Below are 12,132 nucleotides of genomic sequence, written 5' to 3' on the forward strand. Positions count from 1 at the left end.
GAGTCCATCCAATTACAACCCTCTTCCCCTCCTCACCAACCACTCCTCCAGCGCCGCCGCCGGTAAGGGCCGCGAGAACAGGTAGCCCTGGGCCACCGGGTAGCCCTGCTGGCGCAACAGCTCCAGTTGCGCCTCGTCCTCCACCCCTTCGGCGACCACCATCAGCTCCAGGCTGCGGCCGATGTTCATCACCGCGTCGGTCAGCGCCTGCGCCGCCGCGCCGGCGTTCAGCTCGGCGACGAAGCTGCGGTCGAGCTTCAGTTCGCTGATCGGTAGCCGGTGCAGGTAGCCGAGGCTGGAGTAGCCGGTGCCGAAGTCGTCCATCGACAGGCGCACGCCCAGGCCGTGCACGGCGCGGAGGATGTCGAGGGTCGCCGGGTGGTTGTCCAGCAGCATGCCTTCGGTGATTTCCACCACCAGGTCGGTGCCGGCCAGGCCGTTGCGCTGCAGCAGGTCCTGCAGGCGGACCGGCAGGTCGGGATCGCGGAAGTCGGCGGGGGACAGGTTGACCGCCACCGCCGGAACGTGGATGCCGCGCCGGCGCCAGTCGGCCAGTTGCCGGCAGGCCTCGCGCAGCACCCACTGGCTGAGTTCGCCGATGATGCCGCACTCCTCGGCCAGGGGGATGAAGCGGTTCGGCGCCACCGCGCCGAGTTGCGGGTGGCGCCAGCGGGCCAGGGCTTCCACCGCGTGCACGCGGCCGTCGTCCAGGCGCACCTGGGGCTGGTAGTGCAGGCTCAGCGCCTGGCGCTGCACGGCCTCGCGCAGCGCGCTTTCCAGGGCCAGGCGTTCCTGGGCGCGCTGGTTCATCTCTTCGCTGAAGAAGCGGTAGCTGCCGCGCCCGCCGTTCTTCGCCTGGTACATGGCGATGTCGGCGCGGTGCAGCAGCGTCTCCATGTCCCGGCCGTTGCTGGGGAACAGGCTGATGCCGATGCTCGCCAGGGTGATCAGGCTGACGCCGCCCACCCGGTGCGCCAGGGCCAGGCGGGCGAGGATGCGCTCGGCGATCTGCGAGGCGAGCAGGCCGCCGCAGTACGGCAGCACCACCACGAACTCGTCGCCCGACAGGCGCCCCACCAGGCCCTGCTCGCGCACCACCTCCTGCAGGCGCGCCGCCACCAGGCGCAGCAGCTCGTCGCCGGCCGGGTGGCCGAGGGAATCGTTGATCTGCTTGAAGCGGTCCAGGTCGATGAACAGCACCGCCATTTCCGCCTCGTCGTTCTCGATGCGCGTCATCGCCTGCTCGGCCTCGGCCAGCAGCAGGCTGCGGTTGGGCAGGCCGGTGAGGGTGTCGTAGAAGGCCAGTTGGCGGATGTGCGCGCGGGCTTCCTCGCGCTCCAGGGCCAGGGCGCAGAGCGGCAGGCTGACGTCCACCAGGCGCAGGTGCAGTTCGTCCGGGCCGCGGCACTGCTCGTAGTAGAAGGCGAAGGTGCCGATGACGCGGCCCTCGCTGTTCTTGATCGGGCTCGACCAGCAGGCCTTCAGGCCCAGGGGGAGCGCCAGCTGGCGGTAGTCGTCCCACAACGGGTCGCTGGCGATGTCGCTGACCATCACCGCCTTGCCCCGGTAGGCCGCGGTGCCGCAGCTGCCGGCGTGGGGGCCCATGCGCGCGCCCTCGATGGACTGCGAGAAGGCCTCCGGCAGGCTCGGCGCGGCCAGTGGGTGCATGCGCCCCTGGGCGTCCACGCGCAGGATCGAGGCCTTCACCTCCGGGGCGATGCGCTCCACCTCGCGGCACACCAGGTCCATCACGTCCACCAGCGGGCGCTCGCGCACCAGGGCGTCGAGCACCTTGTTCTGCAGCACTTCGTGCAGCTTGGTGTGGGTGATGTCGGTGAGCAGCATCACCGAGTTCACCGGCTGGCCGCGGGCGTCGAGGATGGGGTTGGCCACCACCGAGCACCACAGCGGCCGGCCGATCAGGTCGCGCACCAGCTCTTCGCTGCGGAACAGCCCGGCGCCGGCCTGGCGCCAGCGCCGCACGCTGGCCTGGGGCACCTGCAGCAGCTCCGAGGGGTAGCGCCCCTGGGCCTGCTCGGCGTTCCAGCCGAACATGCGGCTGAAGCCGGCATTGACGTAGAGGATGCGCCCCTCGCGGCCGGTGACGATGACTGCGTTGTCGGTCTCGTTGGCGGCCAGCGACAGCACGTCCATCTGCTCGCGCTGGCGGCGCTGCAGGGTGCAGTCCTTGACGAAGGCGGCGAGCAGGCGCTTGCCGTCGAACTCGATGTGCGAGATCGACATCGAGCCCCACAGCCGGCTGCCGTCGCGGCAGCGCATCGGCACCTCGCTACGGCTGCCGACGATGCCCTCGGTGTCCAGGCGGGCGTCCAGGCGCGGGCGCACCTCCCGGGGCAGCAGCAGGCCGACGTCCTGGCCCAGCACCGCCTCGCGGGAATAGCCCCACAGGCGCTCCGCGGCGGCGTTGAACAGCAGCACGCGGTTGTGCTCGTCGAGCACCACCACGCCATCGATGGCCTGTTCGAGAATCTGCGCGAAGACGTCCGGGAGCTGGTCGTAGGGCATTGCTGGCATCCATCTCGGAAACGCACTTGGGCTTTCTTCCTGCATGACAGTGCCCTCGGGTGGCCCACCAGGAAAGCGTAGTGGTTGAAAGACCTGCACGGATAATAGCCATTTGACATATCACCTGGGGCGCCTATCTCGGAAACATTGGAGAACCGCAGCGCCGCCCGGCGGACTAGGCTATTAGGCATTTGCAGGAAGGAGCCGCCAGTGCCCCCTCGCCCCGCCCCCGACACCACAGTCCCCGACAGGGAGCACAACGGACGTGCTTGACCGTTACCACCTGCTCCAGTCCCTGCGCGCCACGCGCGTCTCGCGCATGCCGGTGAACCCGGTGCTGCAGGAAGTGGCCACGCCCACCGGGCAAGTGCTGTTCTTCCTCCTGCTCGGCGGCGGCCTGGTCTACACCTTCGGCAACCTGGCCCTGGACATCCTCGCCCAGGGCGGCCAGCTGCGCCCCAGCGGCACCCTGCTGGTGCTGGCCCTGGCGCTGCTGATCGCCCTGGGCTTCGAGTTCATCAACGGCTTCCACGACACCGCCAACGCGGTGGCCACGGTGATCTACACCAACGCCCTGCCGCCGCAGCTGGCGGTGGGCTGGTCGGGGCTGTGGAACCTGCTCGGCGTGCTCTTCTCCAGCGGCGCGGTGGCCTTCGGCATCGTCACCCTGCTGCCGCTGGACCTGCTGCTGCGGGTGGACAGCGCCGCCGGCCTGGCGATGATCTTCGCCCTGCTCGGCGCCTCCATCCTGTGGAACCTCGGCACCTGGTGGCTGGGCCTGCCGGTGTCGTCGTCGCACACCCTGATCGGCTCCATCGTCGGCGTGAGCCTGGCCCACGGCGTGCTGAGCGGCACGCTGGGCATCGACGGCAGCGCCTGGGAGCAGTTGCAGAAGGTCGGCTACGCCCTGCTGCTGTCGCCGCTGCTGGGCTTCCTCGGCGCCGGCCTGCTACTGCTGGGCATGCGCGCGGTGGCGCGGCGCAAGACGCTGTTCAGCGCGCCCCAGGGGCGCCAGCCGCCGCCGCTGGGCATCCGCGCGCTGCTGGTGCTGACCTGCACCGGGGTGTCCTTCGCCCATGGCTCCAACGACGGGCAGAAGGGCATCGGCCTGATCATGCTGATCCTCGCCGCGCTGATGCCGCTGAGCTTCGCCGTCGACCGCGGCCAGGCGCCGGCCCAGGTGCAGCAACTGCGCGAACTGGCGCACCGGGCCGAACTGCAGCTGCGCCGGCTGGCCCCGGAAGACATCCCCACGGCCCCGCGCCGGGTGCTGCTGGACTACCAGAGCGAGCAGCGCCTGACCCCCGAGGTGCTGCCGGCGCTGGCCGCGCAACTGCACAACATAGGCGCGCGCCTGCGCGGCCACGACGACCTGAGCGGGCTGCCCGACGACGAGGTGCTGGCGCTGCACAACGAGCTGTACCTGAGCGTGGAGACCATCCGCCAGCTCGACCGCACCGAGCAGGTCTTCGACGTCGACACCTGGAGCACCCTGCAGGCCCTGCGCGACCGCAGCCTGGACACCGTCCAGTTCATCCCGCCGTGGGTCAAGGTGGCGGTGGCCCTGGCCCTCGGCCTGGGCACCCTGGTGGGCTGGCGGCGCATCGTCACCACCGTCGGCGAGGGCATCGGCAAGCAGCCGCTGACCTACGCCCAGGGCGCCAGCGCGCAGCTCACCGCGATGCTCACCATAGGCGCGGCGGACATCTACGGCCTGCCGGTGTCCACCACCCAGGTGCTGTCCTCCGGCGTCGCCGGGACCATGACCGCCAACGGCAGCGGCCTGCAATGGCAGACCATCCGCAACATGCTGCTGGCCTGGGTGCTGACGCTGCCGGCGGCGATCTGCCTGGCGGCGCTGCTGTACTGGTCGTTGCGGGCGTTGATCTGAGGTCGGCGATGGCATGAGCGCCGGCCCTGCCGGCGGAATCGCGGATGAATCCGCTCCTGCGGGGTGCGGGAGAAACACCCTCGTAGGATGGGTTGAGCGAAGCGATACCCATCACCATTCGTAGGGCGCACAACCGTTCGCGGTTGTACGCCGTTGCCCAACCCGATGTCGGGTTCGGAGCGCCTTGAGGCGGGGCTTCGGGTTTGGCTCCGCAGGGGGCCTGGGGCCATGGTCAAACGGCGGATAACCGCGAACGGTTATCCGCCCTACGCCCGGCCATCCATCGGAGGGGGCTGTCATTCGCATGGGAATACTGTATTTATATACAGTATTTTCTGGAGCCAGCTCATGTCCTCTTCCCTGCCGCCGCGTGGCCGCGGCACCGCCAGCAATCCGCACAACCGCTTCGCGCCGACCCGCAGCGAGACCGAGGACGACGGCTGGTACCAGGACGAGGCGCCGCCCTGCCGCGCCACCAAGGTGCGGATGGAGCATGCGAAGACGGTGATCAGCCGCAACCAGTCGCCGGACGTCGGCTTCGACCGCTCGATCAACCCCTACCGCGGCTGCGAGCACGGCTGCATCTACTGCTTCGCACGGCCCAGCCATGCCTACTGGGACCTGTCGCCGGGCATCGACTTCGAGACGCGGCTGATCGCCAAGACCAACCTCGCCGAGCGCCTGGAGGCGGAGCTGAGCAAGCCCGGCTACGTGCCGCGGCCCATCGCCCTGGGCATCAATACCGACGCCTACCAGCCGCTGGAGCGCGAGCAGCGCCTGACGCGCCAGGCGCTGGAGATCCTGCTGCGTTTCCGCCACCCGCTGCACATCATCACCAAGGGCTCGCTGATCCTGCGCGACCTCGACCTGCTGGGCGAACTGGCCAGCCTCAACCTGGTCAGCGTGGCCTTCAGCCTCACCACCCTGGACAACGAGCTCAAGCGCATCATGGAGCCGCGCACCGCCAGCCCCGGCGCGCGCCTGCGCGCCATGCGCACCCTGCACGAGCACGGCGTGCCGGTCAGCGCGGTGCTGGCGCCGATGATCCCGATGGTCAACGACATGGAGCTGGAACGCCTGCTGGAAGCCGCCCACGACAACGGCGCGCGCTCGGCCGGCTACATCCTCCTGCGCCTGCCGCTGGAGATTTCCGAGCTGTTCCAGCAATGGCTGCAGGCGCACTTCCCCGACCGCGCCGAGCATGTGATGAGCCTGATCCGCCAGAGCCGCGGCGGCAAGGACTACGACAGCCGCTTCGGCACGCGCATGCGCGGGGAAGGCGTGTTCGCCGAACTGCTGGCCAAGCGCTTCCAATTGGCCGCCCGCCGCCTGGGGCTGGACCGCCGCGACTACGGTGGGCTGGACTGCTCGCTGTTCCAGGTTCCGCGGGCACAGATGAGCCTGTTCTGAGGCGGCGCATTCACATCATCGGGCCATGATAGCTTGTCGGCATCATCGGCGATCTTGCCTTAAAGATGTCTGTAACGTGCGAGATAGAGCGTTTATTTAATTTTTGATTAATCTTCCTTGTCTAGGGTTGCCGACAGGATGACCAAACGGTCACGAACATCATTTCCCAACGTTTGTGTCTTTTCGCCATGTGCGAAACGTCGGCAAGCATGGGAAAAATCCATCGTCACTCTTCGAGGCTCATGCAATGAACGACAAATCGCACGGTGAGGAGCACATCACGGAGAATGCCGACGAGGCCCTGCGGCGCATCGTCGAAGGTTTCCGCCAGTTCCGCCAGGAGGTCTTCCCGCAACAGGAAGCGCTGTTCAAGAAGCTCGCCCATGCGCAGAACCCGCGCGCTATGTTCATCACCTGCGCGGATTCGCGCATCGTCCCCGAACTGATCACCCAGAGCTCGCCGGGCGACCTCTTCGTCACCCGCAACGTCGGCAACGTGGTGCCGCCCTACGGGCAGATGAACGGCGGCGTGTCCACCGCCATCGAGTTCGCGGTGATGGCCCTGGGCGTGCAGCACATCATCGTCTGCGGGCATTCCGACTGCGGCGCCATGAAGGCCGTGCTCGACCCGCAGACGCTGGAGCGCATGCCCACGGTGAAGGCCTGGCTGCGCCACGCCGAAGTGGCCAAGACGGTGGTCGAGCAGAACTGCGGCTGCGCCAGCCACGACACCCTGGACATCCTCACCGAGGAAAACGTGGTGGCCCAGCTCGACCACCTGAAGACCCACCCCTCGGTGGCCGCGCGCCTGGCCAGCGGGCAGTTGTTCATCCACGGCTGGGTCTATGACATCGAGACCAGCCAGATCAAGGCCTACGACGCCGAGGTGGGTCACTTCCGCCCGCTGGACGGCGAAGGCCCGATGCCCATGGCGACGCCGCGCCCGCGCTACTCGCAATCCTGATCCTCACGGGCACGGCGCCCACCTCCACAACGACAGCCGTGCCCGCTTCCTGACCTGACACCTGCCCGAACCCCGCGCCGGCCCGCCGGCGCGGCCTGACAACCTGCGCGTGTCGATGCCGCTGACCCGGCGTCGTGGGCTTTCTCGCGCCCGAAAAAGCCAAGGAGGACAGCGCCATGCCCGTTCCCCAACCCCTTCATGCGCCCCTGCGCGCCCTCAAGGACAACCTGCCCCGCGACCTGCTGGCCTCGGTGGTGGTCTTTCTCGTCGCCCTGCCGTTGTGCATGGGCATCGCCATCGCTTCCGGCATGCCGCCGGCCAAGGGTATGCTCACCGGCATCGTCGGCGGCCTGGTGGTCGGCCTGCTGGCCGGCTCGCCGCTGCAGGTCAGCGGGCCGGCGGCGGGCCTGGCGGTGCTGGTCTTCGAACTGGTGCGCAGCCACGGCATGGCCATGCTCGGGCCGATCCTGCTGCTGGCCGGGCTGATCCAGCTGGTCGCCGGGCGCCTGCGCCTGGGCTGCTGGTTCCGCGTCACCGCGCCGGCGGTGGTGTACGGCATGCTCGCCGGCATCGGCATCCTCATCGTGCTGTCGCAGGTCCACGTGATGCTCGACCTCCAGCCACAGGCTTCAGGGCTGGACAACCTGCTGGCGTTCCCCGGCGCCCTCGCCGCCTCGCTGGGCAACAGCCCGCAGGCCCTGGCCCTGGGCCTCGGCACCATGGCGCTGATGTGGGGCTGGGAACGCTTCCGCCCGGCGCGCCTGCGCTTCCTGCCCGGCGCCCTGCTCGGGATGAGCGCGGCGACCCTGGCGAGCCTGGCGCTGCCCATGGACGTGCTGCGGGTGGAAGTGCCGGAACAGCTCAGCCAGGCCATCGACTGGGTCCGCCCGGCCGACCTGCTGCGCCTGGCCGAACCCGAGCTGCTGCTGGCGGCCCTGGCGGTGGCCTTCATCGCCAGCGCCGAGACGCTGCTCTCCGCCGCCGCGGTGGACCGCATCCACCAGGGGCCGCGTTCGGACATGGACCGTGAGCTGTCCGCCCAGGGCGTCGGCAACCTGATCTGCGGCCTGCTCGGCGCGCTGCCGATGACCGGGGTGATCGTGCGCAGCTCGGCCAACGTGCAGGCCGGCGCCCGCAGCCGACTGTCCGCCATCCTCCACGGCCTCTGGCTGCTGGCCTTCGTCGCCCTGCTCGGCGGGCTGCTGCGGCAGATCCCCATCGCCAGCCTGGCCGGGGTGCTGGTCTACACCGGGCTCAAGCTGGCCGATCCCAAGGCGCTCACCGGCCTGCTGCGCTACGGGCGGATGCCGGCGCTGGTGTACCTGGCCACGGCTTTGGGCATCGTCCTCACCGACCTGCTCACCGGCGTGCTGGTGGGCTTCGCCCTGACCCTGCTCAAGCTGGCGCTGAAGGCCGCACGGCTGAAGGCCAGCCTGCACTACAACGGCGCCGGCGACGAAGCCGAGCTGCGCCTGGTGGGCGCCGCCACCTTCCTGCGGGTACCGCAGCTGGCACGCCTGCTGGACCAGGTGAAGCCGGGCACCACGCTGCACGTGCCGCTGCAGCACCTGCGCTACATCGACCACGCCTGCATGGAGCTGCTGGAGGACTGGGGCCGCGCCGCGGCGGCCAAGGGCTGCCGGCTGAGCCTGGAAAGCCACGGCCTGCGCCGCCGCCTCGAAGGCCGCGCACGGCGCGAGGCGGGAGCGGCAGGTTCGTAGGATGGGTTTCTGCTGTCATGCCGCGACACGCATGACAGCCGGATCGCGGATGAGATCCGCCTCGGAGCCTGCGGTCCCCTCTCCCTCCGGGAGGGGGCAAGCCCGAGCACCATTCCCATGCAGGAGCGCGCCCTGCGCGCGAAATCGCGGGCAGGGCCCGCCTACACCTCCAGGGAAGCACGGCTTTTCGTAGGATGGTGTTGAGCGAAGCGATACCCATCACCACGGCAGCATGGGTATCGCAAGCTCAACCCATCCTACGAAGGGCACATCGGCGCAAGACAGTTGCTCCTACATTCCGTCTCGCTCAGGCCCGGCGGCGTTCGCGCTGGTCGATCAGGTACTGCAGGCGGAACAGGTGACGGTAGCCGGCTTCCCAGGCCCCGTGGCCGGACTTCACATTGATGTGCCCGGCATCCGGCAGGATCAGCGTCTCGGCGCCCCAGGCGCGGCCCAGCTGCAGGGCGCGCTGCGGGCTGCAGGCGGCGTCGTTGTCCGAGCCCACCAGCACGCTGGGAAAAGGCAGGGCGTCCAGGGCGATGGGGGCGAAGTTGCGCAGCGCCGCGTGGCAGGTCTCGCGCTCGACGTCGGCGGGCGCCACCAGCAGGGCTCCGGAGACCTGGGCCAGGGCCCTGGGCCCGGCGCGGCGGGCCCAGGAAGCGACGGTGACGCAGCCCAGGCTGTGGGCGATCAGCACCACGCGACCGGGCTGGCGGCGGATCTCGCGGTCCAGTTCGGCGACCCAGTCGACATGCCGCGGCGTCACCCAGTCGCGCTGCTGCACCCGCGAGGCGTTGGGCAGCGCGCGCTGCCAGTGGCTCTGCCAGTGCTCGTCCTCCGAGCCGTGCCAGCCGGGCACCAGGACATAGCGGACGCGTTCGCTGCGCATGGGTTCATCCCCCTGAAAGTCGTCATGGGGAGGCAGTGTAGGTGGGCTTCGTCAATAAATTAAGGAATAAAAAATACTTTGCTTATACTGCATTTGCTTATTCCTGCACTTCTTGATTCGCGACAAGTACGAAGGGCGCCGGAAGGCGTTGAATCGAAGCTGGGCCCACTCCCTTCAGGCGAACCTCCATGGCCAAGAAATTCCCCCTGCACCCCGCCCACCCCGAACGCATCTGCTGGGGCTGCGACCGCTACTGCCCGGCCTCGGCCATGGGTTGCGGCAATGGCTCCAGCCGCACCCAGCACCCCATCGAGACCTTCGGCGAGGACTGGGCGGATGGGTCAGACTGGGGGCTGGACGAGACGCCGGCGCAACCGATCGAGGTGCGCCAGCCGACGCCCTGACTCAGCCGCTGGCCTTGGCGCAGCAGCGCGCCAGCAGGGCCTCCAGGTTCAGGTCGGGCATGGCGCAGGCGCGCAGCGCGCTGACCGTCTGCTCGACGTATTCGCGGGTGGTGCCGAAGTGCCCCTGGGCGCTGTCGAACACGCGCTGCACGATGCTGTCCGGCAGCGAGCCGGCATAGCTGGGCAGGTGGCGTTCGAGGACGAAACCCAGGGCGCGCACCCGGCGACCATCCTCCAGGCGGCAGCTGAGCCATTCCGGGCGGTAGGAGGCGTAGGGCATCTCGCGCTGCCAGAGGGCGAACAGGTTGGCGTCGAGGTCGTCGTCGGGCAGCCGGTAGGCGAAGCCCGCGCAGGAGCCGCCGCGGTCCAGGCCGAGCACCAGGCCGGGCATCTCCGGGGTGCCGCGGTGGGTCAGCGACCACAGGTACAGCCCGCGGTGGTAGCCGTGCACCCGCGCGCGGCTGGCCTCGGCCACCGGGAACTCCGGGCGCCAGATCAGCGAGCCGTAGGCGAACAGCCAGACGGCGCCGCCGCCGTGCTCGGCCATGGTGATTTCCAGCGAGGCGCGCAACTGCTCCGCGCTGAGTCGTTCCGGCGCCCCCAGCGCCGGTGGATAGAAGGGGCCGTCCAGGTTCATAGACGTGCTCATGCGTAACCCCCAAGGTACCTCACGCTCTGAAAACTTAGCGGATGTGACCTTCTGACAGAAGGGGCGGCTGCGCAAGACACCTTTGCGCGGACGAACGGCGATACCGCCGGTCCGGATGGCGAAAACGCGGGAAATAGAGTCGGAAAAAAGAGGGCCGCGCGGGGCGGCCCTATCACCAAGATCTTTGCTGGCGTGGGGCGCCAGTGGGTGTGAGGTACCCGACCAGCAGTAGAACAGCCGCCCATGACAGGCACGTGACGGTCACTTGCCGGCCTGCCACTGGCCCTTGCTCTGGCTTTCGCAGAACGGCTGGAGGAAGCGCGCGTCGCTGGCTACGCCGTAGTAGTGGATGTCCTGGCGGTAGGGGCTGTTGGGCACCTGGGCGTTGTTGCAGACACCGAAGGCGCCGCTGGGGCAGGCGTCGGCGTAGGTCACCTCGACCTGCTGGTCCTTCAGCTGCGGCTGACAGAAGCCTTCGTGGAACAGCTTCGCCGGGATGCTGCGGTTCTGCTGGCAGACCTTCACGTCGAGGTTCTTGCCGCGGCTGTGCACCACGCAGGCTTCGGCGTGGGCAAGGGCTGGCAGGGCGAGGCAGGACGACAGGAGCAGGGCCGGCAGACGCATGAAAACGGGGTCCTTTGAGCGAAGGGCCGACTCTAGCGCTTTTCCCGGCCTGCGTCAGGCGGCAACATGGCGCCATGCTCGAACAGATTCCCACCCATGTGATCGGCGGCCCACTGGGCGCCGGCAAGACCAGCCTGATCCGCGACCTGCTGGCCCAGCGTCCGCCTGGCGAGCGCTGGGCGGTACTGGTCAACGAATTCGGCCAGGTCGGCCTGGACGCCGCGTTGCTGGCCGCCGACGCCGACGGCGTGGCCATTGGCGAGGTGGCCGGCGGCTGCCTGTGCTGCGTCAACGGCGCGCCCTTCCAGGTCGGCCTCGCCCGCCTGTTGCGCAAGGCGCGGCCGCAGCGGCTGTTCATCGAACCCTCCGGCCTCGGCCACCCGCGCACCCTGCTGCGCCAGCTGGGCGAGGCGCCCTGGCGCGGCGTGCTGGCGCCGCAGCCGCTGCTGCTGGTGCTGGATGCCGCAGCGCTGGCCGCCGGAGCCTCGATGCCGGAGGCGCAGCAGGACGCCCTGGCCGACGCCGCGCTATTGGTGCTGAACAAGAGCGAAGGTCTGGATGAAGAGGCCCGCGAGCGCCTGCAAGCCAGCCTGCCGGCGTTGCCGCTGGTCTGGACCGAGCAGGGGCGCCTGCCCTTCGCGAGCCTGCCGTTCGTCGCAGCGTTTGGCCCAGTTGCGGCGATGGAACTGCCAGCCCCCACGGCCGAACTGCCGGTACTGCTGACCCGCGCCGCGCCCCTGCGCCAGGTGCACAGCGATGGCGGGCACCAGGCCGTCGGCTGGCGCCTGCACGCCGACTGGCGCTTCCGCCGCGCGGCGCTGGAGGCCTGGCTGGCCGGCCTGGACGGCTTGCTGCGGGCCAAGGCGGTGCTGCACTGCGAGGACGGCTGGCTGGCCTGCAACCGGGTGACGGGCGCCGAACCCTGGCAGCCCAGCGCCTGGCGGCGGGACAATCGGCTGGAGCTGATCTTCGCCAAAGAGCAGGATCCGCAGGCGCTGCAGCAGCAAATGTTGACCTGTGCCTGGTTGCCGGATGGCCAATAAGGTTGCCATAC

Annotated in this window: 10 protein-coding genes; 6 read left to right on the forward strand and 4 right to left on the reverse strand. The window is 69.3% G+C overall.

Annotated elements, in window-relative coordinates:
* Positions 1–12: 12 nt before the first annotated feature.
* Entirely contained in the window at positions 13–2,526 is a 2,514-nt protein-coding gene (locus FG99_RS12290) for an EAL domain-containing protein (RefSeq protein WP_043269902.1), read from the reverse strand.
* A 319-nt stretch (positions 2,527–2,845) separates the two neighbouring features.
* Between FG99_RS12290 and FG99_RS12295 the strand changes: the two genes are divergently transcribed.
* From FG99_RS12295 to FG99_RS12310, 4 genes are all read left to right on the forward strand, one after another.
* Complete coding sequence (locus FG99_RS12295; RefSeq protein ID WP_051878824.1) at positions 2,846–4,417, forward strand: inorganic phosphate transporter; 1,572 nt, start codon at positions 2,846–2,848, stop codon at positions 4,415–4,417.
* Between the two features lie 348 nt (positions 4,418–4,765).
* A complete protein-coding gene (locus FG99_RS12300; RefSeq protein WP_043269906.1) occupies positions 4,766–5,827 on the forward strand; it encodes a PA0069 family radical SAM protein in 1,062 nt (353 codons plus the stop codon).
* Between the two features lie 247 nt (positions 5,828–6,074).
* The gene (locus tag FG99_RS12305; RefSeq protein ID WP_043269908.1) at positions 6,075–6,791 is read left to right on the forward strand and encodes a carbonic anhydrase; all 717 of its coding nucleotides are present in this window, start codon (positions 6,075–6,077) and stop codon (positions 6,789–6,791) included.
* Between the two features lie 176 nt (positions 6,792–6,967).
* Positions 6,968–8,512 (forward strand): SulP family inorganic anion transporter, encoded by a 1,545-nt coding sequence (locus FG99_RS12310; RefSeq protein ID WP_051878789.1) that lies wholly within the window; start codon positions 6,968–6,970, stop codon positions 8,510–8,512.
* 307 nt (positions 8,513–8,819) lie between these two features.
* On the opposite strand, the gene FG99_RS12315 is transcribed toward FG99_RS12310, so the two are convergent.
* Positions 8,820–9,401: an alpha/beta hydrolase gene (locus FG99_RS12315; protein ID WP_043269910.1), complete on the reverse strand. Its 582-nt coding sequence runs from the start codon at positions 9,399–9,401 to the stop codon at positions 8,820–8,822.
* A gap of 188 nt (positions 9,402–9,589) precedes the next feature.
* Between FG99_RS12315 and FG99_RS12320 the strand changes: the two genes are divergently transcribed.
* Complete coding sequence (locus tag FG99_RS12320) at positions 9,590–9,805, forward strand: DUF3079 domain-containing protein (RefSeq protein WP_009614763.1); 216 nt, start codon at positions 9,590–9,592, stop codon at positions 9,803–9,805.
* Between the two features lies 1 nt (position 9,806).
* Here FG99_RS12320 and FG99_RS12325 read toward each other — a convergent pair whose 3' ends face one another.
* Entirely contained in the window at positions 9,807–10,454 is a 648-nt protein-coding gene (locus FG99_RS12325) for a gamma-glutamylcyclotransferase (protein WP_043269912.1), read from the reverse strand.
* Positions 10,455–10,715: 261 nt separating this feature from the next.
* On the reverse strand, positions 10,716–11,078 hold the full coding sequence (locus tag FG99_RS12330) for a hypothetical protein (protein ID WP_009614759.1): 363 nt from the start codon (positions 11,076–11,078) through the stop codon (positions 10,716–10,718).
* A gap of 74 nt (positions 11,079–11,152) precedes the next feature.
* Here FG99_RS12330 and FG99_RS12335 point away from each other — a divergent pair, with 74 nt between their 5' ends.
* Positions 11,153–12,121: a CobW family GTP-binding protein gene (locus FG99_RS12335; RefSeq protein WP_043269914.1), complete on the forward strand. Its 969-nt coding sequence runs from the start codon at positions 11,153–11,155 to the stop codon at positions 12,119–12,121.
* Positions 12,122–12,132: the final 11 nt, after the last annotated feature.

The organism is Pseudomonas sp. AAC (assembly GCF_000725445.1).
In the GTDB taxonomy this organism is placed as follows: Bacteria; Pseudomonadota; Gammaproteobacteria; order Pseudomonadales; family Pseudomonadaceae; genus Pseudomonas; species Pseudomonas citronellolis.

What these genes read in the sequence shown, in the direction of transcription:
- FG99_RS12290 (WP_043269902.1), bottom strand. Translation starts at nt 2,526, where the DNA reads ATGCCCTACGACCAGCTCCCGGACGTCTTCGCGCAGATTCTCGAACAG.
- FG99_RS12295 (WP_051878824.1), top strand. Translation starts at nt 2,846, where the DNA reads ATGCCGGTGAACCCGGTGCTGCAGGAAGTGGCCACGCCCACCGGGCAA.
- FG99_RS12300 (WP_043269906.1), top strand. Translation starts at nt 4,766, where the DNA reads ATGTCCTCTTCCCTGCCGCCGCGTGGCCGCGGCACCGCCAGCAATCCG.
- FG99_RS12305 (WP_043269908.1), top strand. Translation starts at nt 6,075, where the DNA reads ATGAACGACAAATCGCACGGTGAGGAGCACATCACGGAGAATGCCGAC.
- FG99_RS12310 (WP_051878789.1), top strand. Translation starts at nt 6,968, where the DNA reads ATGCCCGTTCCCCAACCCCTTCATGCGCCCCTGCGCGCCCTCAAGGAC.
- FG99_RS12315 (WP_043269910.1), bottom strand. Translation starts at nt 9,401, where the DNA reads ATGCGCAGCGAACGCGTCCGCTATGTCCTGGTGCCCGGCTGGCACGGC.
- FG99_RS12320 (WP_009614763.1), top strand. Translation starts at nt 9,590, where the DNA reads ATGGCCAAGAAATTCCCCCTGCACCCCGCCCACCCCGAACGCATCTGC.
- FG99_RS12325 (WP_043269912.1), bottom strand. Translation starts at nt 10,454, where the DNA reads ATGAGCACGTCTATGAACCTGGACGGCCCCTTCTATCCACCGGCGCTG.
- FG99_RS12330 (WP_009614759.1), bottom strand. Translation starts at nt 11,078, where the DNA reads ATGCGTCTGCCGGCCCTGCTCCTGTCGTCCTGCCTCGCCCTGCCAGCC.
- FG99_RS12335 (WP_043269914.1), top strand. Translation starts at nt 11,153, where the DNA reads ATGCTCGAACAGATTCCCACCCATGTGATCGGCGGCCCACTGGGCGCC.